The organism is Candidatus Eisenbacteria bacterium (assembly GCA_030017955.1).
Taxonomy (GTDB): domain Bacteria; phylum Eisenbacteria; class RBG-16-71-46; order JASEGR01; family JASEGR01; genus JASEGR01.
Genome location: JASEGR010000046.1, coordinates 1 through 24879, shown reverse-complemented (window position 1 = coordinate 24879; position 24879 = coordinate 1). Strand labels below are relative to the sequence as shown.

At 53.7% G+C, this 24879-nt stretch carries 10 protein-coding genes and 2 tRNA genes; 10 read left to right on the top strand and 2 right to left on the bottom strand.

Going from position 1 to position 24879, the window contains the following annotated elements; genetic code table 11:
* Positions 1-108 precede the first annotated feature (108 nt).
* The 4 genes from QME66_08665 (at position 109) to QME66_08650 (ending at position 3580) form a co-directional block, all read left to right on the top strand.
* Positions 109-1224, top strand: coding sequence for a PLP-dependent aminotransferase family protein (locus QME66_08665; protein ID MDI6809035.1), 1116 nt, complete (start codon positions 109-111; stop codon positions 1222-1224).
* Between the two features lie 226 nt (positions 1225-1450).
* A complete protein-coding gene (locus QME66_08660) occupies positions 1451-2743 on the top strand; it encodes a TrpB-like pyridoxal phosphate-dependent enzyme (protein ID MDI6809034.1) in 1293 nt (430 codons plus the stop codon).
* Positions 2744-2929: 186 nt separating this feature from the next.
* Positions 2930-3388 (top strand): GNAT family N-acetyltransferase, encoded by a 459-nt coding sequence (locus QME66_08655; protein MDI6809033.1) that lies wholly within the window; start codon positions 2930-2932, stop codon positions 3386-3388.
* A 116-nt stretch (positions 3389-3504) separates the two neighbouring features.
* Positions 3505-3580 (top strand) — tRNA-Cys (locus tag QME66_08650).
* Positions 3581-3755: 175 nt separating this feature from the next.
* Here QME66_08650 and QME66_08645 read toward each other — a convergent pair.
* Complete coding sequence (locus QME66_08645; GenBank protein ID MDI6809032.1) at positions 3756-3917, bottom strand: hypothetical protein; 162 nt, start codon at positions 3915-3917, stop codon at positions 3756-3758.
* A 408-nt stretch (positions 3918-4325) separates the two neighbouring features.
* Between QME66_08645 and asnB the strand changes: the two genes are divergently transcribed.
* The 3 genes from asnB to QME66_08630 all read left to right on the top strand — a co-directional run bounded on the left by asnB (position 4326) and on the right by QME66_08630 (position 7062).
* A complete protein-coding gene (asnB, locus tag QME66_08640) occupies positions 4326-6230 on the top strand; it encodes an asparagine synthase (glutamine-hydrolyzing) (protein ID MDI6809031.1) in 1905 nt (634 codons plus the stop codon).
* 23 nt (positions 6231-6253) lie between these two features.
* Positions 6254-6338 (top strand) — tRNA-Leu (locus QME66_08635).
* A 22-nt stretch (positions 6339-6360) separates the two neighbouring features.
* A complete protein-coding gene (locus QME66_08630) occupies positions 6361-7062 on the top strand; it encodes a hypothetical protein (GenBank protein MDI6809030.1) in 702 nt (233 codons plus the stop codon).
* A 238-nt stretch (positions 7063-7300) separates the two neighbouring features.
* Here QME66_08630 and QME66_08625 read toward each other — a convergent pair whose 3' ends face one another.
* Positions 7301-18757, bottom strand: coding sequence for a FlgD immunoglobulin-like domain containing protein (locus tag QME66_08625; GenBank protein MDI6809029.1), 11457 nt, complete (start codon positions 18755-18757; stop codon positions 7301-7303).
* A gap of 318 nt (positions 18758-19075) precedes the next feature.
* On the opposite strand from QME66_08625, the gene QME66_08620 reads away from it, so the two are divergent.
* From QME66_08620 to QME66_08610, 3 genes are all read left to right on the top strand, one after another.
* Positions 19076-20335, top strand: coding sequence for an ethylbenzene dehydrogenase-related protein (locus QME66_08620; protein ID MDI6809028.1), 1260 nt, complete (start codon positions 19076-19078; stop codon positions 20333-20335).
* 26 nt (positions 20336-20361) lie between these two features.
* Positions 20362-21870, top strand: coding sequence for a hypothetical protein (locus QME66_08615; protein MDI6809027.1), 1509 nt, complete (start codon positions 20362-20364; stop codon positions 21868-21870).
* 234 nt (positions 21871-22104) lie between these two features.
* On the top strand, positions 22105-24804 hold the full coding sequence (locus tag QME66_08610; GenBank protein MDI6809026.1) for a TonB-dependent receptor: 2700 nt from the start codon (positions 22105-22107) through the stop codon (positions 24802-24804).
* The last annotated feature ends 75 nt before the right edge of the window (positions 24805-24879 follow it).

The window sequence follows — 24879 nt, the reverse complement described above, 5'->3', positions numbered from 1 at the left end:
TACGGCAAGTCAAGCGCTTTCGGACGCATCTCTTTTGAATAAGGCCTTGCTCTAGGGCTGGTGTTTCTGTATATAAAAGGGCGGAAACTCATGCGAAAGGATTCCGAAATGAATAGGCAGACAATGTCGGCAAATTTTCTTCGGGGAGTCCCGGCTGAAGAGGCACTGTCACATCTTATTCCGATGGTATCGGAAGGTTATGAAAAGGTGATAAAGCGTCATGGTGTGGATGTGCTCCAATACGGTCACTTTTCCGGATTCAAACGGCTGAGGAAACTTCTGGGTCAAGCTCGCAATACCGACCCTGGCCGAATCATCGTCGGAAACGGCGGCATGGAGGTTATTTCTCTCCTTTTCAAATCTCTTCCCAGAGAGAGCTTCATCGTTGTCGAAGAATCAACCTACGATCGTGTCGTTTTTGATGCAGAACGATACGGGCACAAACTAGTCGGCGTCAGGATGACCTCTGAAGGGTTGGACATAGATGAATTGGAGAAGGTGGCGAACAAGATCTCCGCAGCGGCTTTCTACGGCATACCGTTCCATCACAATCCCACAGGCATAACCTATTCATCAGAGAGACGAAAGGCAGTGGAGGAAATCTGCAGAAAGCACAACATACTCTGCGCCTGGGATATCTGCTACGAGTCATTGCGATATGATGGCGGGGAGAATGAACCAATTGAAGTCTCGGAATGGGGGCCTGTCCTGATAAGTTCGTTTACGAAGACAATATCTCCTGGTACGAAGTGCGGCTACATCGTGCTTCCCAAAGACAGGATTGAGTACCTGGAGAAAGTCGTAACCAACACGCGGCTAAATCCAAACCTGCCCACCCAGGCATTCATTGCCGATTTCATAGAATCCGGGAAATATAAAGACTATCTGGACTATCTGCGCGGACTTTACAAACCGAGAATGGACGCATTGAACGTATCGCTTAGTTCCAATTTCCCGGGACTGTTTCCCGCCAAGCTCACGGGCGGGTTTTTCGCGACGTTAAGTCTGAAAAAGGTCACACGTGAGAAAGAAAAAGCGTTCATCGATGCTTCGAAGGAAGCGGGTGTGAGTATCACGCCGGCCTGGGGCGCACTCGCTCCGAATCTGGTTGAAGAGAAGCGCAAGGAAGGCCTGTTGATTCGTTTGACCTTTCCTGCAAGCAAGGCTGAACAGATAGCATGGGGAATTTCGAAGCTGAAAGAGTTGGAAGAGAAGGTTGGCTGAACGGCTCAGGGCGGCGTGGGCGACACGGCCGTCCCGCGCAATTCGGGCTTGTTTTTTCGAAGAAGTTCCCGTAGGGTGTGGGGCGCTGCCTGAGGCAATGGGGAGCTCCGTTAGGGCTTGAACAGTCCGAGCATGACAGCGCTCGACTATTGCTACGCAGAGCGCTAGTTTCAGGGTTTCCATCGCAGACTGAGTCCGCACAACTAACAAGGAGGGGAGGAAGGAAATGAGAACCATGGTCAATCTGAAGCCAGAGGAAATGCCAACTCAGTGGTACAACATCCTGCCCGATCTGCCTGAACCTCTGCCTCCTCCCATGGACCCGGAAAAAGGTCCTTCACGAATTCAAAACCTGCCCAACCTTCTGGTTGGCGAATGTCTCAACCAGGAATTCTCAAAGGAAAACTGGATCGATATTCCTGACGGAATCATGGATTTGTTTGCCAAGGCAGGCAGACCGAGACCGTTATTCCGGGCGACAAATCTTGAGAAGAAGCTGGGCACGCCGGGCAGAATGTACTATAAGAGCGAATTCTTCAGCCCGACGGGCAGTCACAAGGTCAATACTGCGCTTGCGCAATGCTGGTATGCAAAGAAGCAGGGATTCGAAAGAGTGACGACAGAGACCGGCGCCGGACAATGGGGGACCGCGCTTGCGTATGCAACTGCGGTTACGGGTCTGAAATGCCTCGTTTTCTGGGTGCGGAGTGTGTATAACTGGAAAGAAGACCGGCTCCGTTTCATGAAGCTTCTCGGCGCCGAGGTTCATGCTTCACCGAGTCCGATGACGGAGTTCGGCAAGACTCTCTACGACAAGAATCCTGAGCATGTCGGCTCGCTCGGGATTGCCATTTCTGAGGGGCTGGAAGCTGCTGAAAAAGATCCGAAGGCAGTCTATTGCCTAGGCTCGGTTCTGAACCACGTTCTCCTGCATCAGACGGTAATCGGCCTGGAAACTCAGAAACAGTTCAAAATCTTTGATGACTATCCGGACATGGTGATTTCGTGTCTCGGCGGCGGATCGAATTTTGGCGGATTCGCCCTTCCATTTGTCGGCGACGTGCTGAAGAAAGGGAAGAAGATCAAGTTCATTGCGGCCCAAAGTCAGTTCGCGCCGAACCTCCAGGGTAAATACGAGTACGATTTTGCCGATTATGCAGAAAAGACTCCGATGCTGAAGATGTACACCCTGGGGCACAAGAGTGACATGAAACCTATCAAGGGTGACGGGCTGCGGTATCACGGGTGCTCGCCCATTATCAGTCTCTTGCGAAACAAGGGTTACATCGACACAATTGCCTATCCTGGCGACGAGAGGCATGTCTTTGAGAATGCAAGGTTATTCATGGAAACTGAGGGCTGGCTGCCTGCGCCTGAATCGTCATATTCAATTTGCTGCGCAATTGACGAGGCAATCAAATGTCGTGAGTCCGGTGAGAAGAAGGTAATCGCCTTCAATATCAGCGGCCACGGGTTTCTGGATATTCCGGGTTTCTGCGACGTCCTGGGATTGGACTAATTGCAGGACCGGGAGCGAACCCGGGAAGGTTCCCCTCACCTTGATCCTCTCCCCAAGGGTGAGGTTGGTGAGGGGGTTTGACTGGCGCAGTCGAATCCGTGCCGAGGAACCGATGCCCGCCGCCGGATCCCGCGTGACGGGCCGGGCTCCTTGCCTCAGAGCCATGTGCCGGATTTCCGGAATGCAATGAGCTCGAAACCAATCGCGATCAGGGAAGCCACATCAGCCGACCTGTCTTCGATCCTCACTCTCTGTGCTCAATTGGATCTGAAGGGTGACGAGCATCTTTCGTTGAAAAGGGCGCAAGAGCTGTTTGCGCGGATCCAGTCATATCCCGACTACCACATTTACGTCGCTGTTAACGATGGAACCATTGTCGGAACTTTCGCGTTGCTGATCATGGATAACTTGGCGCACAAGGGAACACCCTCTGGTATTGTTGAAGATGTGGTAGTGCACCGTGATTGGCAGGGAAGAGGGTTGGGCAAGCAGATGATGGAGTATGCGATGCTGAAGTGCAGGGAGGCCGGCTGCTACAAGCTGGTTCTATCGAGCAACGTAAGCAGGGAAAGAGCTCACAAGTTTTACGAGTCGCTCGGATTCAAGAGGCACGGATACAGTTTCACGGTCGACCTGGACGCCTGACCGCTATCCAGCCGGACCTGCAAGCTTGACATTATCCAGTGCTTGCCTGAGTATTTGACGTGCAAACCCGCAGAGTTGGTAGGACTGACCGGTCAAAAGTGAAGGCCGGCCCCTGGGGCGGCATAGCCAAGTGGCTAAGGCGACGGTCTGCAAAACCGTTATTCTCCGGTTCAAATCCGGATGCCGCCTCCAATTATTTTCGAACTCACAGGTCACGAATCCGATGAGTCCATATAGACATGGGAAATGCCGCCAAGATCAAGCGGAGTGCAATAAGGCAGGTTATTAAGGCAGTCTAGTGCGTGAGTTCAGACGTGGAGTGACCGTGCAGCAGTCGAACTGAAGGAACCAGCAGGCCCGGGTTTTCCTAGGCCTTGAAGTACTCCTCGCACGTATTGCAGTACCTGAAATCACCCAATTTCGCCTCTCGCTTGAGCTTCTCTATCTCCTCTTGCGAGAGAACCCGTCCTTCGCAACCGCAGCAAGGGCAGGCTTTGCTGAAATTCTTCTCCGGCTTTTTCTCTTCCATGTTCAGCTCCTCTCGAGGTACGAAACTCTCCCATTCTACGAGGTTCCAGACTTGCACGTCAAGGACACACTGGGATTGGGTTCGAGCCGGCGTAGGTGACGCGGCCCTGCAGCAGGCAGGTTTGGAGATGTCCTTGAACCGACTTTCCGAAAATCTCTGGACTCCATTCTTGGACGAGTCAACGACCCGGAAGGGGCGAATTTGCGCTGTCTGAGGGCAAAGCCCGAGTTCGCAAATTCGAGTGAGCGAGTTCAAGAAGGATCGACATTTTCGGCAGGAGGGAAAGGACATCTCCAAGGGGAGGGAGCTGACGAGCACCACAAGCCTAGCTGTCCGTCTCAGAGATTTCTGGGGACGTTAGGACTGGTTTGGTGTAGATTGGAAAACTGGCTGCGAGAGGGAATAATCATGTGCGGAATTGTAGGGACATTTAATTACTCAGACCGTCCGGTTGATGAGACTGAGTTCCTTGCATCTGCGATGCATGCGCTCAGGCACAGAGGTCCGGACGAGAGCGGCACGTTCCTCGATGGGAGAGTCGCCCTCGGTCACACAAGGCTCAGCATAATTGATCTTGAGACGGGCACCCAGCCGATTCGAAACGAAGACGGGACTATTGCTGTCGCGCTAAACGGTGAGATCTACAATTTCCGCGAGCTGAAGGATTCTCTTGAGAAGAAAGGGCACACTTTCAAGACTCACTCGGACACAGAGACAATCGTTCACCTGTACGAAGAAAAAGGAAAGAGATTTGTCCACGATTTGAGGGGTATGTTTGCCATAGCCCTCTGGGATGCGAAGAAGCAGGAGCTCCTGCTGGTACGTGACAGAATTGGCAAGAAGCCTCTCTACTATTCAAATGCAGGCAATGAGCTTGTCTTTGCTTCTGAGATAAAGGCAATACTCAGGCATGGGAGAGTGGAAAAGGAAATGGACCTCACTGCTCTTGATAACTACTTGAGTTGGGGATATGTGCCTGGCCCGAGTACGATTTTCTTGCATGTGAAGAAGATGATGCCGGGAACAATGGGAACGGTCTCGAGAAATGGGATTGCGATTGAAAAGTACTGGTCTCCTGCGGCCGGATGCTGCAGCGCGGGGTGCGGAGATGATGTTCAGGCGATCAGCGGTGGGTCGCACGCCGGTAGCGGAGCGGCCAGCGAAGGCTCGATGGTGGATGAGCTCGGCGGGCTTCTCTCTGAGAGCGTACGCCTGAGACTTGTTTCAGATGTTCCGCTTGGCGCCTTCCTGAGCGGCGGACTGGATTCAAGCATGGTCGTCTCTCTGATGTGCCGGGAGAGTACGGACCCTGTCGTGACGTTCTCGGTCGGGTTTGAGGATCCTCAATACAACGAACTTTCCTTTGCGAGAAAAGTCTCGTCCTTTCTGCGGACCGAGCACCATGAACTTATAGTGCCAAGCAAGAACTTTGATGAACTCCTTTCAAAGGCGGTCTGGCACTTTGATGAACCCAATAGCGACGGCGCAGCAGTCCCGACCTTTCTTGTATCCGAATTTGCCAGAAAACATGTGAAAGTCGTCTTGACAGGAGAGGGAGCCGATGAACTCTTTGCCGGCTACGGCCGGTACAGGAAGGTCAAATCTGTCCATAACTTCAGGAAGATTCCGCTCTCGGTCAGAAAGGCATTGCTCAAAGCTTCCTACCGTGTGCCTGACGTGAGAGGCTTGAGGGCATTCATTGAAGGTTCTCTTCGGGACGGTTATAATGGGGAAAAACCTGTGTTTTCCGGGGAGGACAAATGTAAGCTACTCGAACCTGACTTGGCCGCGGAGATTGTGCTGAGAAATCGGGAATCCCCGGGGAAACGGGATGAGGTCTCTTATGATTCCCTGGATCCGCTCGCTCAAGCCATTCTTCTTGATATTGAGAATGAACTGCCTTTCAGGCTTCTTATGAAGGTTGACAAGATGACTATGGCAAGTTCGCTTGAAGCGCGTGCTCCGTTTCTTGATCACAAAGTCGTTGAGTACGCTCTTTCGATTCCCTCCAGATTTAAGCTCAGGCACGGGCAGCCCAAAGTCATACTCAAGAAAGTGGCGAAATCCCTTCTGCCTGATGAAATCTTGCAACGGCCGAAGCATGGATTCTTTCTCCCTGAGCCGCACCTCCTCAGAACCACGCTCAAGAGTTTCCTGGAGGAGCTGACACTCGGGAACGGGAGGTTTGAGTCTTTCAGAAAGGAGTACGTGGACCGTCTTCTTCGTGAGCATATTTCTGGTGAAAAAAACAATCACAAGAAACTCTGGTCTCTTCTCACGTTTGAAATCTGGAGGAGGCATTTCGGAAACTAGTCGCTGGGGCTTAAGTTCACCGCGCCGAGGTGGCGGAAAGGAAGACGCAGCGGACTTAAAATCCGCTGGAGCGAAAGTTCCGTGCCGGTTCGACTCCGGCCCTCGGCAATCATTGCGAAGGGAGGATGCGATGAAGAAGTGGAATGCTGCATCTGTTTGGATTCCGTTGTGCGGTCTTGTTTCTTTTCTGGCTCTTCTCTCATGCCAGGGGAAAGCACTGCATCCGACGTATCAATTCATAGCTCCTGATTTTGCCTCCTACCCGATCAAAAGAATACACGTGCTTCCGTTTATGCTCACCAGCGTTGAGGCAAGAGAGAGAATGACCGAGGAGCGCAGCAATCCCGAGGTCGAAAAGGACGCGGTTGCAATTGTCTCGCGCCTTCTTGTTAGTGGCCTGAAGAGCAGGGCCAAATACTTGTTCGTGGTGCCTGAAGAGGGCGCATCTCTTGCAAGAAGAGGCGGCGTTTCAGAGGAGTACAAAAACCTAGTTGCCCAGTGGAAGAAAGACTTGGTGATTGATAAAGAAAAAGTGATGAAGGTGGGCGCGTCAATGGGGGTAGATGCATTTCTCTGTCCCGAGATCTTTCTCTGGAGAAGCGTCAAAGTTGACCCGACCTGGTCCGAAGGCTACTCGCATTCAGACGTGGGTATAAGGCTTATCCTCTACGGAGTGGGAAATGGCGAAGTGGCGTGGAAGGCAGCGGACGAGAACAGTCTTAAGAGTTCGTTCTTTACCAAGACTTCGGCATTTCAGACGCCTCCCGATGCGCCTGAGATGGAGATGGTGACCCAGATGGTGGTTGATGCTGTTCTGGAGGCCATGCCTTGACCCCCAAGAGAAGTCTCTTGATCCCGCGTCCAAAACCCAAGAGGAGGCACCCTAAAGGAACTGTGGCGAGGATTCACAGGACTGCGACCCAGTACTCAAGGAAGGTGAAACACAAGAAAAAACTTGAGGAACCTTAACCCCTCACCCTGCCCTCTCCCCTATGGGGAGAGGATGAAGATGCCACCCCTACCGTCTCCCCAGAGGGAGAGGGTAGAGGTGAGGGGTGTCCTTCTGCATCTTACTTGATGAGGACGAGCTTCCTCGTTCTCGAGTAGTTCTGGGCATCCAACCTGTAGAAATAGACGCCGGACGCAGCGTCTTTGCCCTGAAGAGTCTTTCCGTTCCAGGTCTTCACGTAGTATCCAGGAGGAAGCTTGCCCTCGACCAGAGTTGCGACCAGCTGACCCTTGGCATTGAACACTCTCAAGGTCACCTTGCTCGCCTTTGGCAACTGGTACTTGATTTCGGTTACGCCCGTCATAGGGTTCGGGAAGTTCTGTTTGAGGTCGTAAACCCTAGGCAGCGCGGAAGGCAGTGTGACCTGGACCTCTCCGTAGTAGAGCTCAACACCGGAAGCGTCCACATGACCCAGTCTGTAGCTGTACGTGCTGCCCGATTGAACTGCCTTATCCGAGAACAAGTGGGCTCCCGCGCCGGTGATAAGCGCATCCTTGTTGAGAGCTTGGAAAGCTCCGGCTTTCGGACTTGCTCCGTCCGCTTTGTAAAGCCTGAATCCGCCCTCCGGATTGCCGGCCGCTTCCCAGGTAACCTCCACCTCTTCCGGACTCTTGGCGTTAGCCTCAAACTTCGTTACCAGGATGCTCGTTGCCGCCCTGAGGAGCAGGCTCATTGTACCCGTGTTACCCTGCTTGTCGTCAGTGCTGAGGACTACCGTGTAGTCCCTCGACAGATCAGTGATCACTGTCTGGTAGCTGAATGAGGTGTCAGTGATCGTTGCATTTTGCAGATCGACTGGGCTTCCATTGATGGTCAATCTGACCGAGCTCACGTCGATTCCGCTCAGGTTATCGGAGAGGGACGCATAGATGTTCAAGTTAGATGTCACCAGAGAGCTGTCAAGTGGGCTCTGAACCACGATCTCCGGCTCTTCTGCATCGGTCGCAAGCGCGTACCTTGAGAAGTGAGTAGTCTCGCCTGTTACGGATTTCGTATCCGCGTTAAGAATTGACGGTACGAATTCCCACCCAAGCCCGGTGCCGAGGTAGGTGTAGAGCCCGAGTTTTGAGGTTTCAGTCTTTCCGCTCTGGGCTGCATAGCTGAGTGTCAGCGAGACCGGCACATCAAACACCATTCCGTCCGGTCCGAAGCTGTAGATCTTTCCTACCCTCGACGGTATGTCGTACGTCTTCACGCTTGAGATGCCCCACGTTCCAAGTTGCTGTGCCATGATGTGCGAAGCACCCGTCGCCACCTCAGTCAAGGTCGAGAACGCGCCGCCGCCAGCCGAAGTAGTGTCTGACTGCTGGGTGGTTATCGAGACCGTTACAGTCGTGTCGGTTGCTCCGCCGGGGATTGTGACCCCTATTCCTTCATTGTTTGTTATCGTGCCGCCCTGAGCGCCGTTCATGGATGCAAGAATGAATGCTTCGGTTGCAATTCCAAGATTCCCGGCGATGTCAGTGCCCCTTGCAGTCAGTGATCTCGAGATATTGCCGTCCGGCTTCTCCGCTACGTTTGTATAGTAGTAGAGGCCGGTCGCGGCGTCCCTGTTCGGACCGGACACGCTTATCGAGCCGGAATCTCCCAGAGTGCCAATGTATGTCACTTCAGGTGCCGCCCTCAGCCGTTCGTTCGCGAAGACCACGGTCAGCATGAAATGTTTCGTGATTCCAAAGATCTTCACAGGGAACGGAGGCGACACAGCGATAAGCAGGTAAGGGGGCGTTGTGTCCACCCTGAAGGCAGGATGTGACTCGTGTACCCTATTGCCGGCGCCGTCTGTTACCCAGAGAGACACATTGTATATTCCGTCAGCCATCGGGCTCGAAGGAACGTACCAGATCTTCCCTGTGTCGCTGTTGTAAACGAGATTATCTCTGTCTCTGACCGCTTCGCCGTTTGCAACAATCGCGATACCACTCTTTACAATTCCGACTCCGGCATCGCTGATCTCTGCGTAGAGCTGAGGCACACCATGATTGATCAGTGTGTCTCCACCTGCGACTGCGAGTGTGTCAATTGTTGGGAAGTTCGTGTCAACGGCAAACGGAACGGGGACGGAAATACTGTCCGTGGCATTCCTGGCCCACACAGTGAATGTGTGCGCTCCCTCCGCTAGTGCGGAAGTCGTGTAGGAGATGCTGTGTGTCACCGCCACAACCGGTCCCGAATCGATGGAGATACCGACGTCAGTTGCACCGCCGACAGTCCCGGTTATTCTGGGCGTGTTTGTGTCCACGTAGCTTTCATTCGCGAAGAGAGTTGCAGGATCGTCGGCAGGGCTCAAGTCCGAAACCGTGATCGAGCCCGTTCTCACGAAGACCACAACTGTGTCTGAGTAATCACTGATGTTTCCCGCCCTGTCAACGCAGACTGCATAAAGGGCGTTCTCACCAGGAACAAGCGCAACCCTTGCGTTGAAGGCGCCCGATGCGACCACTCCCTTTCCTACCACGTCATCGCCAACATAGACCGCCACAGTCCTTGCATCAGATGAAAGCTCCGATCCAATGACTGTGATTATGTTGAACGTCAAAGTATCGCGGTCTGCAGGGTATGTGATTGCAGGAGCAAGCGGCTTCGTCGTGTCGATCGTCACGTCTCCCAGGTCAGTTGAAGACTTCCCTGTGGTGTAGTTGCCCGATTGATCGACTGCCACAAGCCCGATGTGGTAAGTGCCGTCGACGAGCGAAAGTTGATAGCTGAACTTGCCATTCGTTGCATCAGCAGTCGTTGAACCGTCAAGAGTAAGACTGTCAATGTGCGCTCCTGCACTTCCTGTGTATGCCCTAATAGTTACGCCAGGCTCGGCAACACCATAGATCGTGTTGCCCTTTATTTCGCTGACAACCGGCGCCAGCGGCGCATTAGTGTCGTGTATGACGGTTATCGGTTCCGAAAGGGCGCTTACTCCGGTGCCGTCTCTTGCAATGGCAGTTATTATGTTGTCGCCCTGGAACAGCCTCACGCCCGGGATGGAGAATATACCGTCCCTGTCAGTGGCCCTCGTCGCGTTAATCGTAATGTCAATTACCATGTTCCCGGAGTTCTCAAGCGACGCTCCGTGAATGTAGAGCGTGACTATGGAGCCGGGTTTGGCTGTACCATTCACCGTAATCTCATCCTTGTTCGCATCTGCGAGCAGGTCTTCCTTGTCAATCTGAGGAGGCGCAAGGATGGTGGTGTTAACCACAAATTCCCAGACCTGTGAGAACACAGTCCCGACGTTTCCTGCGGCGTCAACCGCTTTGACTCTCCAGAACCATCTGCCGTCCCTGAGGGAAGGGGCAGAGTAGAAGAGATCTGCGGTTCTGACCACCTGAGTCGCAGTATCAGGGAAGCCCAGATACTTGGAGTAGTGCAGGATGTAACTGGCGCCATCACTCACAGCTCCCCAGCCAAACGTCACCGTGCCGGTGTTGAGCTCGGTACCGCGTGCAGGCTGGACAAGCACTGGCGCAGTCTGAGGAGGTGCTGTGTCCCTTGTGACTCTGCGCTCAACGATAGTGCTGTCAGAGCCCATCACCCCGATGAGGTTGAGACCCTGGAGAAGGGCGACTTTTTCGCGGAAGTTTGTCCCGGTCCAATGAGTCACCAGAACATTGTTTATCTTCGCCCATCCGCCGGTGTCCTGCCCCTTCACGGTTATCGAGTCTTCCTTGGTTACGGTGAAATCTGCCGGCTCATCAAGTGCGAGCGTCGTTCTCACCTCGACAAAGTAAGCGTCTCTCGGATAAGCAGGATTCACAGACCTTCCGCCCTTGGAATCCTCGGCCATGATGGAGTACTTGAGACCCGGCGGCAGAACATGAGTCCCGGGTATCATGCCTGTGTATGTGTCCCCTGATTTTGAGAGATTGACCGTAAATGGCAGTGCCCCCGGCCTGACCGGCATGTAAACGACACTTGCCGAGCGTACCGAGTCATCGTCGGTTATGGCTGCAGAAATCGGAATCGGTGTCCTTGAATTCGAGCTCATAACAGGAGTGTGGACGATATTCGGCGGCACGTTTGCAGCTGCGCCTGTCCTGACTTGAACAAAGAACAGCGGATTCGGATAGACGGGCATCATCGTATGATTTCCGTCTATGTCCACGGCCTCGATCCCGTAAGCGAATCCCGGCGGCACAACCAGCGTGCCTTCGAGCGTTCCTTCGTACATTCTCTCGCCTGTCACAGGGTCAAGCCGTCTTACCATCAGCTTCCTCTTCGGATCAGGTCCCGACGCCGGGCTCATGTATCCGAGGAAGACAACAAGACTATCCTTATCATCAGTCACCTTCGCCCTTATCTTCACGTCTATCCCGGCAGCTGCGGATGCCAGAGGAGTATGGAAAATCTGAGGAGCACGGCCCGCACCCTGGCCTTTCACGTTCACCATGAACCAGTTCATCGGATAACCCGGGATCTCGGTCCTGTTCCCGGTCGCATCCATGGCGACAATGTTGTAGAGAATCGAAGGCGGTTCAATCGCGCTGCTTGGAACTCGCGCTGTGTAGTTGCTTCCGGATACCAGGGTCATGTTGATCTCGACCGGCACGGGGTTCTGTGCGCCGAGTTTCATGTACTGGAAGAATACTCTCCCCAGCGGACTATCCGGATCGGTCACGGACGCTGAAACGACCAGGTCTGCGCCTGTCTGGACTTCAGGAATCGGCGCGTGGGTTATCCTGGGCGGTTGACCTGCCGGATTCCCCTGGATGTTTATCGTAAATGGAGGATTCGGAGGCGCAGGATTCATGGAAACCATTCCCTGTGAATCCCTGGCCTTCACTCCGTAAACGAACCCGGGAGGAGCAACCATGTCACCTGGAATCATACCTGTGAACTTGCCTCTCTGACCCGGGTCTTCCATCATCGGGAAGTTGAGGGGCTGAGCCATTGCCTGAAGCCTCTGAGTCATGATTTCTGCAAATATTCCAGTGGGTCCCGTGGTTGGTCCATCAGGATCAAAGACTGTTGCTCTTATCTGGACAGGCCTTCCGGTCACGATGGTGTCTGATCTTATTGGTTCAAGAGTGATCTCCGGCGGCCTTCCTCCACCCAGCCCGGCGACTGCAACATAGTATGGTTGCCGGCTCGGGTCAGGACTTAAAGCGACCCCGCCGGTTACGTCGGTGGCCCTGATTCTGTAGCCGAATCCCGGCGGAAGAATCATGAAGCCCGGGAGTGTAGTCTGATAGTCGTTGCCGACCACTCTCTGCATGAGGAAATCCGAAGGAGCACCGGTCGGCGGGCTGAATTGGACAACTGCTTCTCTCACGCCCGTGTCGTCAGTAATCGTGGCTTTTATAGTTACAGGTGAACCGCTTGAAGCCTGAGGAACCACAGAGTGAACGATGGCCGGTGGAGTGCCTGCACCCATGACTTCGACTGAGAACGGCGGGTATTGGGGCTGTGGCAGCTCCGCCCGTGCATCGGCTCCGTCCACTGCAACGATCCTGTAGCCGAATCCCGGACTGACAACCAGGTTCGGAGGGACGACTCCCTGGTAATAGGACTTCGCGGTTGTCTGATCAAACCACGGCGTCATCGGGAAGTGATCCTCTCTCGGATTGAGTCTCGAATAAACGACCAGCTCCACCCGGCTTATGTCAGAGCCAGGCTTCACCGAATCTGGATCGGTCACCTGTGCACGGATGAGGACGTCCTTTCCAGGCTGAGCACCTGCAACAGGCTGATGCGTGATTTGGGGCGGCCTGCTTGTGCCGCCGCTTGCCGAATGTACTTCGACCCAATAAGGCGGATACATCGAGAGCGGGTCCTCTCCCATCGCACCTCTTGAGTCAAATGCCCTGATTTTGTAGTTGAAGCCCGGGAAGTTGACCGCGTATCCGGGGATCACTCCGCTGTACAGAGTGCCGCCGCCCGATGAATCACTCACTGCCCTTGTCACAGCCAGTGGGAACTGCATGGGCGGACAATTTGGCGGCTGAACGTCAACCATTACCTTGTCAACATAATCGCCGCTGTCCGGATCAGACACGGTAGCTTCCATCTGGATGTCCATGCCTTTAGGCCTGGGGCTCGTAACCTTCATGTGAGAAATTCTCGGCGGATTGCCGGTCGAACCGTATCTTCCGACCTCTATCCAGTACGGGTCGTACTGCCATCCAGGATTCGCAGACTGGTTTCCGTCATTATCCTGTGCGATGACCCTGTATCCGAAGCCGGGCGGGTTGACCATGGCTCCCGGAATCTCCACCTCGAAGTTCCCCATGAGAGGATCGCCCACGCTGCGCATGAACAGCTTGCCCGAGCCAAAGGGCGTCTTCATATCAATAAAGACCTGAGGCACGTTGACTCTGTTGCCGTTTCGATCAAGGTCAGTCACAGTTGCCGTCACTTTGATGTTACTGAATTCCTGCTGGGGGCTCGCGATCTTTGAATGGACGATCGTTGGCGGGTTCAGAGCAGCAGCCTGGGACTTTACCTCCACCCAGTACGGAGCATACTGCGGCTCCGGGAGCATGGCCTTGTTGCCCTGCGAATCCTTGGCCCCGATTCTGTAGCCAAAACCAGGCCACACTACGTTAGGCCCGGGGATACGGGCGTAGTAGTAAGTGCGCAGTACGCCAAGTGAATCCCTATAAGATGTAGAGGTCATCGGGTAATATGCCGGCGGCATGCTGCCGGAGGTGAACTCGAGAATGACTTCCTGAATCACATCCCCCGAATCGGGATCGGTTACCTGGGCTCTCACATCAATATTCTTCCCCGCCTCCTGCGGGCTTGGAATCACGGAATGAACGATTCTCGGAGACGTCCCCATTCCCGTACCCGCCGTGACGTTCAGCCAATAAGGCTTATCCTGAGCTTTCGGGTTGGAAGAAGTATTCCCCTGAGAATCCCTGGCCATGAATCTGTATCCGAATCCAGGCGGATTCACGGATGGGGCGAAAATAGTCACAATGTATAAGGAACCAGTATCAGGAATTGCAGGGAAGCGCATTGGTGGACCGACGGAAGGATACGCTTCAAGGAACACTTCTCTAATGAAATCGCCGGGGTCAGTGTCAGTCACTTTTGCCGTGAGCCTGACATCAATTCCGGACGGCCGCGCACCGGCCAGAGGAGTATGCAAAATCGTCGGCGGGTTTCCTGCTCCTGCTCCATAAGGCACATCAATCCAGTACGGTGGGTACTGATAGGACGGCAGGACACCCATATTTCCCTTGCTGTCCTTGGCACTTATTCTATAGTTAAATCCCGGGAATGTGACCTCGGGTCCGGGCACAATTCCCGTAAATGAGTCTGACTTTGACGGAGACACAGCGAGCGGGAAGAACATTGGCGGAAAACCCGGTTTCTGCAGTTCAATACCGGCACCCATCACCGTGTCACCGGCGTCAGGGTCAGTGATCCGGGCCGTAAGCACAACGTCCTTTCCAGTCGATTGCGGACCGCTCGGCGGAACATGTACTATGGCCGGCGGGTTTCCTGCTCCTGCTCCACCGCCGGTTCCGACCATTACCCAGTACGACGGGTACTGAAATCCAGGAACAGTCGCTATATTCCCAAAGCTATCCTTTGCATTCACACGATAGCTTAAACCGGGGGGCTGAACCTCTCCCCCTGGGATTGCGCCAATGAATGAATCTGCTCTGGCGGGGGAAGGATTGAGCGTGTAGAAGCTCGGCGGCATTCCCGGCCGGTCAATCTGAACTGATACCTCAACTACTCTGTCGCCAGAGTCTGGGTCTCTTGCAATCACGCTGACACTGATAGGAATACCCTGCGGCATCATTCCAGCCGGCGGAGTGTAGGTTATTGCCGGAGGCTGTCCTGTGGGCTTTCCTGCAACTACGTCAACCCAGTACGGCTTATCCTGCGGTCTCGGACTAGAAGCTTGATTGCTTCCAGAATCCTTTGCAAAGATCCTGTACCCGAAACCCGGCGGGAATAGAGAAGGCCCAGGGATACGGGCAAAGTATGTTGAACCCGTGTCCGGGGTCATCGGGAAGTAGTTCGTGGCGCCGCTTGGCTGATACATCTCCAGGAAAGCTTCTCTGACGAAGTCGCCCGCGTCAGGGTCAGTGATTCTTGCTCTGAGCACAAGGTCAGTAAGCGCAGTCTGTGTTCCAGAGGGAGGCTGATGAACTATAGTAGGCGGATTTCCAGTGCCGCTGCCGACCCCAACGTTGACCCAATATGAAGGATACTGGAACGAAGGTACAGTCGAGTAGTTTCCGTTCATATCTCTTGCGCTGATTCTGTAGGAAAATCCTGGTGTCCTGACTTCAGTTCCAGGTATCTGACCGGTGAAGGAGTCAGGTTTGGCAGCAGTCGAGAACATCGGGAATGAGATTGGCGCCAGGTCAGGCCTTTCAAGGTTAATTCGTACTTCCTGAACTTTGTCGCCAATATCCGGATCAGTGATGGTTGCAGTTAGCATTATCGTAGCACCCTGCGGCTGCGTTCCGCTCGGCGAAGTGTGAACTATCGTGGGAGGACTTCCAACTCCACCTCCGGCGCCGCCTACATCCACCCAGTAAGCTGGATACTGATACAGAGGCATGGAGGCGTGGTTACCGTAGGAATCGACCGCATCAATCCTGTACGAGAACCCTGGCGAGTACACTTCAGGGCCTGGGATTTGACCGTAGAACGAATCTGCTCTTGCAGGTGACACCATGAGAGGGAAGAATTTGTCCGCCATGCCCGGCTGCTGAAGCTTGATACCGACTTGTATCACTCGGTCGCCCGAATCCGGGTCTGCTGCGATTGCCGAGATCTGAACCGGAACACCTGCCGGCTGGGATCCATTCGGCGGAGTATGGGCGATGACCGGCGGACGGCCCTGGCCTTGTGATCCGCCAACGTCCACCCAGTAAGGATCGTATTGGAAGGATGGATTGGCCGAGTTGTTGTTGTATGAATCCCTTGCCGTTATCCTGTATTCAAAGCCGGGAGGACTAATGTCCGGGCCCGGAATCTCGACTTCGAACGTGTCCGCTCCGCCTGCCGAGCGCCACATCTGCAGGTATCTCTCCGGAAACCCCGGCTTTTCGAGCTGGATTCCTGCCCCCATGATGTAATCACCTGCGTCAGGATCGGTGATAACTGCCTTTATCTTTATTGGCATTCCCTGGGGCTTCATGCCGGAGATCACTTGGTGGGTGATCGTGGGAGGACTTCCGACTCCTCCCGCTCCGCCAACGTTGACCCAGTACGGCGCGCTTTGAATAGTCGGCATGTTCCCGGTGTTTCCGTTCATGTCCTGGGCATTTATTCTGTACGAGAAACCTGGAGGCTGAATCTCAGGTCCAGGGATATCAACAATGAAGGAATCCGGGAAACCCGGCTGGCGCCACATCATAAAGTGTCTGGGCGCTGCCGGCGGCATCTCGAATTTCACTTCAGCCATATTCACTATGTCGCCCGGGTCACTATCTGTGATATATGCCCTGATCCGCAAAGGCAGATTAGAGGAAACAGGCCCAGTTACTGCTGTGTGCATGATCGTCGGCGGATTCCCGGTAGCAGCGCCGGTCGTCACATTCACCCAGTATGCTGGATACTGGAACGAAGGCAGCGAAGTCTTGTTCCCCATCACATCGCGGGCAGAGATTCTATAGTTGAATCCCGGAGTTTTTACCTCTGGCCCGGGAATCTGCCCTGCGAACGAATCCGCACCGGCGGTTCGCCACATCAGGAAGACCTTCGGCGCATAACCCGCCTGCTCCATCTCAATCTGAACTTCAACAAGGTCTCCGTCCTCATCGGTCACCACAGTGCCGAGCTGAATGGGGTTATATGCCTGCCGGGACTGGCTGACCGGGCTGTGCCTTACCGCTGGTGCATGCCCGCCGCCGGCTCCGCTCGTTACGTCAACCCAGAAGGCGGGTTCGGTGAATGCAGGATATGAGTTCATGTTGCCCGTGCCGTCCTGGGCTATTATTCTGTAGTTGAATCCTGGGACCTGGACGTCGCTTGCAGGGATAGTCCCGACATAGTTGGGCACACCACCCAACGCCGCGTCCGGCACCATCGTATAGTGCAATGGCGGAAACCCCGGTCTTGCGACATCTATGCCGACCTCTCTGATGTAATCACCAATGTCCGGGTCGGTGACAGATGCCCGGACGGTCAGACCTTGATTTGCAGGGACAGGCCCGACGATCCTGGTGTGAGTTATTATGGGAGGATTCCCCACTCCACTCATGACCTGGACGAAGAATTCCGATGGTCCCATGAATGGATCCGGAAGCTGAGTAAGGTTTCCCGAGACATCCTTTGCCTCAACATGGTACAGAATTCCAGGCGTATTAATGGATGTGCCGGGTATCGTCGTAGAATACAAGCTGCCACCCGAGTTTGCCATTGGAATCCAGATTGGTACCCACATAGCCGCAGCGGGACCATAAAGGAGTCCGACTTCTCTGAGGTCGCCGTCAGGGTCGGTCACCATTGCCTCAACACTGAAGTTCTCACCTGCTCTCAAGCTCGTGGGAGGCGTATGAGTTATGACGGGCACATTACCGCTCCCGCTTCTCACCGGAACAAAGAAGAATCCTTTGGTTCCATAGAGTGAATCTGTCGGGCTGGGGACGTGAACCCTGAGGCGGGTTACATCCTCTGCCTCGATGCAGTAAGCGACGGCAGGAGCTCTGACATATGATGCCGGGATCTGACCGGCGAACTCATCGCCAGTAGTCCTCACCATCTGAACCCAGAATGGGGCAGCTAACTGGTCCGGAAGATAACCGAGGTCAACTCTCATTAGATTGCCGTCCGGATCGGTGACAGTCGCGCGGATCTCAAGCTGAAGACCTGCGGGAGCCGACGGAGACGGAGTGTGAACTATGAATGGCGGTCCGGACGTGCCGCCGCCCTGCCCAACAGAAACCGAATACAGGCCAAGTGCGCCCCACTGTGGATCACCTGGAAGCGGCACGATCATCGTGTGCTGTGCAGCGTCAGTGGCTCTAATAAAATAGTAGAGTATTGTTCCATTGACTTCACCACTCGGTATGTTGACCCTGAATGTATCCCCCTGGGCACGAACCATCGGGAACATAATTGGCTGCTGTCCAGGATCGTGCTTCAGCCCAAGCTCTACGGCACTCAAGTCGAGGTCCGAATCCGTCACGATTGCAAAGATCATGAGTGGTTGGTTTGCGATAGCAGACACTGGAGGAAAATGTATTATCTGAGGAGGCACCCCTGCGCCGCCCTGTGGTGCAAGAAAGAAATCTCTGAAAGCGTGGGGGACACCCGCGTCAATCCTTATGCTGTCGATGAACGCCATATTGAAGCCCGGCTTGGATGCCTCGGCGCGATACATCCCGTAGGGAAGGTCCATGAAGTAATGACCCGTCGAGTCTGCGACGGCTGTCCCTGCCACGGTCATTCCGGGCAAGTTCTTCGCCACGACCTCGGCGCCGGGGAGCGGTCCACCACCGGGGATGTGGACTATTCCTTCTAAGCTCCCGGTCTGAGCATAGGCATCAGACAGGCAGAGCGTCGAGACAAGAAACGAAAGCGCAGCAAAAACAACCAGAGACTTCTTCATGATCAAAACCTCCTCTTTAGTGACCACTCTAACGACACGCTTCTGACGTTTTCACGCCAATCAATTGTCTTGAGGAATATGGATGGAGAGCATGATGGTTGCTCTTAACTTGCTTTCGTCGCCGCTCGGCTTGGACTTTAGTACTAATTTTTGTGTTCATTTCTGGCTGGCTCACTATGGACTTGACAAGACTGTCTTGCGTGGTAGAATTGAGATGCCCTTGTTCGACAGGGCTTTTTTGTTTATGAATTTCCTTGACAGAGGATGTTCGAGCGTATAGTTTTTCGTCCGCTCTTACTCTTTACCAAACCTTACCTGATGAACAAAAAAGAAGCTTATTGCGCAATTGCACTAACGGTTGTTCTTTCCCTTCTGCTTGTGGGCTGCGAGGACAAGAAAGGCCTCAATCCCGCTCCCACGGCTGGCGGCGTCCTCGAGGTCTATGATGTCTCCGATACGCTCCGCAGGACGGCAACGGGCACCGGGGTGAGAGTAATCTCGAGGCGTCCGGCAGTGAATGGAACCTACACGGACATCGAATGGATTGCTATTCCCCATACATACATCAGAATGGACGGGCTGAGCGGGAATGGCGGATCAGCATTCTATCTTACGGCTAAGGCTGCCTACACGTTCAACTACGTCTATTTCTTCTTCCAGTGGGCCGACAATCGCGAGAACAAATACTGGCGGCCTGTGGTGTATGAGGGCCCCGATTGGACGGCGGCAGATAACTGCACAACGAGAGCAGATTCACTGACCAACCCGGTTTTCTGGGCTCGTTCTGACGATGACGAGGACAGATTCGCCCTACTTTTTGACATGGGATCCGCGGTAGGGGAATATGGAACGTTTTGGGGAACCGGGTGTGCATCTTTCTGCCACGGAGCTCAAGCCGGCTTGAAAACCATTTCGGGTAGCCTCGACCTTTGGCAGTGGGAAGCGTCAAGGTCCAATGCCGAATATGTGGATATCTTCAGCGGGGACAACAGGACGCAGACAGGATTCTGTGAAGACGGCTTTGTTGATGCGACAGGTGTTCATCTGGACTCCGGCGATTCCCTCTACACGCCTAACTTCGATCGCACGCTCACGCCCACCTCTGATCCCGCGCTTGGGTATGTTCCATACAGGATTTCGGGAGGCACTAACGGAGGTTTCGCAAAATCGAGATACGTGTTCAAGGATTCGTCAAAGCCGCTCAGGAAGTGCGACATCAAGAACCCGGCAAACGAGGATAACTTGTGGAAGAAGGGGGATCCTTTTCCGAGTTTCTTGATGAGGAAGAAGTTCACCGGTGACAGCGACCCTCAGAATCCCGCATACAACAACAGCAACGTTGACATAATGGCGAAAGGGGTGTGGGTATCTCCATCTCTCGGCAGAGGAAGATGGACACTCGAAATCGTGCGAAAACTCGATACCCTTCATCCTCAGGAGGATGTTGTCTTTGACATTGACAACACAAAGGACTATGTCTTCTCAATCGCAATCATGGATAATTCCGGAAGGATACACAGTGGGTCTCAGCCTCTTACGCTGCACTTCAGGCCTAGGGAGGCGAAGAATCACCAATAGGGATGGCCGGAGGCAAAACCGGATAAGTGAAGAAACGAATTTGGTGGCACAAAGCTAGCCTTGGATCTGTAGTCCTCCTGTCCCTTGCTAGTCCCTCGTTCTCTCAAACTGTTGACTTCTGGCTGAGGGGCACGGGCCTTAGAGCCGAGAGCTTTTCGAGCAACGTCAGGCAGCTCGGAATGGCCGGTCTTTGGGTGGCGGTCAGGGATGAAAACAACGAGCTGAATCTATATGATTTCGGAAAAAATACTGCCTGGCTTCCGTTTGACAAAGAATCCACCTATACGGACGACGACTTCACTAGTTCGTTCCGAAAAGGCCTGAGGCCCGGCTGGGATAAGGACAAACTGTCTTTGTCCCGGACCAGGGGCGTTTTCTACAAGGTCGATTACTCTGCAAAATCTGTGGGGGCAAGTCTCGTTGTCCATAGATTGGGAAAGGAGATAAGTCTCCCGGACGGCACCAAGTCCTCGTTTGACATCATTGCTCCGACAGTTGAGGCTTCACTTGCCAGGGCATTGAATCCCTACGTTACGGTAGCCTTGAAGGCGACCGTCGGCAGGGAGGGAGAGGCAAAGACGTCTCAGGAATTCTACGTGGTGAATCAGACCTCGGCTCTGTACGGTGGTGGGGGAGCCGTGGCAGTAACGGGATTGGGGGGTGTTGCGCTGGGCGCTACCCTTGATTTCGACCGGGCAAAGGTGATTAGCATTTCCAAGGACAACTTCCATGACGACAGCTACGAGTACACTGCGCCTTCAGTCACAGCCTCGATGCAGGGGGCAGTCGAAGCGGGAGAAACAGCCCAGGGAGCGATTGAGCTCACGTACAACTCGAGAACAGGCGATGAGACTGGCAGGATAAACTGGTCTGACGGTTTCCCCCGGAACCCTCTCGCTACGAATCTTTCTATGAAATACGACACCTACTCCGACGAATACAAGTCAAGGGAGCTCAGGACCCGCTGGATGGTGAGGGTCGCTCCTGTCAGCATGAACGTCGGGACCTTTTTCAATGCCTACGAAAGAAAATACTGGAAGACGCCGGAGAGCGGATGGCTAGGAATCGTGCTTGACAGAGACCTTACTCTCGGGACGATTCAGAATAGACATGAGGCGGCCACCGGATTCTCAACCGGAGGGGGCCTGGTTTTTGAGTTTCCCGGAAGGGCCGGCATTATTGGCGGCGAGCTCGAATACTCCAGGGCAGATGCCGAAACAATTCTCACGGCAGGGTCATGGATTGTCAACCAGGATGATCTGGCTCTGAGGTTTGGCCTGGAGGTAAGGGTATCCAACAAACTTCTGCTCCGCGGGGGGGTATGCAGAGAAGGTTTCAGTCCTAACAGAGACGTAGCGACCTATGATCTTACGGTAACTGAGCTGACTGCCGGCGCGGGGGTGAACCCTCGCGGAAGGGATTGGAGCGTGGACTTTGCATGGGGCTCGAAGTGGTGGAAGGGAGAGTCCCTGGACCTGATCGGTGAGGTGAGAAAACTCAGTTACTATTCCCTGTATTGCCGATTCTTGTTTTAGGCGGACACTGTCCGAAGATGCGTGCTGAGATACCGGCGTTGGGGAGGAGTGAGCGAGACCGGAATCCCGGACCGGTGCGTGAGAGATGGGAGAAGTGGAAAGAATCTCTGGTAAATACCTCTTGACAGTTGTCGCGGAAAGCTATATGTTATTCAAGGGAACCCCCGTTCAAGGGGGTTCATTTTACTTGTGGGCACTCTTGGAGCTTGTGTCGGCAAAGGAGTTGAAACCGATATGACAAAAGTTACCACTATTTTAGGCGCGGTCATGGTCCTGTTTCTCGTGTTTCTCCTTCTTATTCCTTCTCAGATTCTTGCACAGGGAGCGAAGAAACCTTCATTCGGCAGAATCGCGGGGAAAGTAATTGATGCCAAGACAGGTGCTCCTCTTGCATTCGGCAGAGTGCAAGTGGCCGGAACGACGCTTGGTGCTTTCTCCGACGAAGACGGCAACTTCGCCATCCAGTTTGTGCCCGTTGGTGTTTACAATGTCCAGGCGAGCATGATTGGATACACTTCTTCTACGAAGACGGCGGTGGCTGTTGATGCAAACAAGACAGCCGTCGTGAACTTTCAACTTGGTGAGACGATTACCATAACGACTGAAGAGATAGTCGTGGAAGGCGTGAGACCTCTCATCCAGAAGGAAAGTTCTTCGACAAGGCATGCAGTCAGTTCTGAAGACATAAAGAATCTTCCTGTTGAATCGTATCAGGAAGCTCTTCGACTTAAAGCCGGTGTTGTTGCTACTGCAGGGGAGCTTCATTTCCGTGGTGGAAGGGGCGGTGAGGTTCTTTACACCGTGGACGGCATACCGGTGCGAGACCCGCTCGTGGGAGGCGGTGTCAGTCTCTCGAATCTTGCTCTCTCCAATGCCGAGGTGCTCTCCGGCGGCCTCGATGCTCAATACGGAAACGCACTTTCAGGCGTCGTTAACCTGGTGACGAAGGAAGGTGGAGACAAGTTCACGGGAGAGGTTCGCTTTCTCACCGACGACTACGGAGCAAGGGACAAGACGTACGACAATTATGACAAGATCAGCATTGGTGTGGGCGGCCCGACCTTTGTTCCAAAGCTGACTTACTTCGTATCTGCCGAAGGAAATTTCCAGGACACTTATCTCAAGACGGCGGAGCGGCGGCCCACATCGACGATCCTGGATTTCATAAAGATTGGCCAGAGACAGAGTAACGAGCTCTTGCTTCAGGGAAAGCTCAGCTACAAGATGGGTGCAAACTACAAGTTGTCTGCCGAGTTCATAAGAAATGACACTGGCTATGACAGCTACAGGCACAGATGGAACAGAGACGGCTGGGTCCAGACAAGATGGGACACGACATCAAGAGGTGAAATCGTTGAGAGATTCGGCGAGTGGTCGTGGTACAAGAAGGACTCAAGCTATGTTTACTACAACCCTGCCGAGCACACCCCAAACGTGAAGGATTTGTTCAATCAGATGAAACTCGTCTGGAACCACACGATAAGCAAAGACACTTACTACAGTGTGCGGGTGAGCAGGCATACGTATGACTATATCCAGTCTGTCCAGGGGAAGGCACCATGGCAGTACCAAGTCCAGTATCCCCAGTACTGGTGGGATTCCATCAATTTCACGACATCGAGATACTATGTCACCCACGGGGACTATCCGAGGTACTACACAAGGAATACCAAGGTGTGGACGGTGAAATCCGACGTGAGTACCAAGTTCAGGGGACACATTATCTCCTCGGGCGCCGAGGGGACATACAATGATATGCGTCTTCTCGGGATAGACTACCCGGTCCAGATAAATGCACAGGGATTGAACGGTGGCTACAGAAGTGACTACCATTACTTCAACCCGGAAGGTTCGGCATACATCCAGGACAGATGGGAGCACGAGGGGATGGTTCTGAACTCAGGATTGAGGTATGACGTTTTCGATGTGGGTAACCAGATTGAGTCCATTTACGTGACGAATAGGGCAAAGACTCAGCTCAGCCCAAGACTCGGCATAGCTTATCCCATATCGGACAGGGATGTCATGAGCTTCCACTACGGCCGGTACTATCAAATCCCGGACAGAAGATATGTTTTTGAGGACAGGGCGAACTATGCCCGGGTATTGGGCAACCCAAATCTTGAACCAGAGACGACTATCTCGTACCAGGCTGCGGTCCAGCATCTCTTCACATCTGTCCTTGCGCTTCAGCTTGCGGTTTACTACAAGGACATTTTCGGACTGATTTCGACGCAGGAGGTAAATGTTGAGGGAAGCCCTGCGCCCGTTCCAATGTATGTGAACAAAGATTATGGTTCCGCAAGAGGGGTCGAGGTCAGCCTCGTAAAGAGGTTCAGCCATAATTTTCAGGGGGAGATTTCCTATACTTACGGCATAGCAACCGGAATAAATTCAGATCCGGAGCAGGAGCGGCAGACAAATTATCTCTATCTTCCTACCGGAGAGCAGCCGCTTGACTGGGATCAGAGACATACACTCTCGTCCAGCGTGTATATCAGCGAACCTAACAAGTGGGGCGTAAGCTTTGTGTGGCAGTACAACAGCGGACTTCCGTTTACCCCAAGATATGTCGGGCAGAGAGAGATTCCGCCGAGCACGACAAACAGTTTGAGGCGGCCCAGCACGACCAGCCTTGACATGCAGGGGGAAAGGTACTATAAGCTCTGGGGGCAAAACCTTACGGTTTTCGCTCAGGGGCTGAATCTCCTGGATGCAAAGAACATTGTTTCTCTGTCACCGGACAACTGGCCGCCCGGATACATGGATACGGCGGACTATCTCATATACTACACGATGACAAGAAGAGCCGGGGGAGCGTACAATTCGGGTGACAACGACGGCGACGGAATTGACGAGTTCGTGCCGGTGAATGATCCCAGAGTGTTCTCCGAGGGTAGATTCTTGAGAATCGGGATTGGACTTTCCTTCTAGTGCACCGTAACATGAATAAGTTGACATTGACATTGCCCCAGAACGGTGCACTGCTCGGGCTTTTAGGGGGTCGGG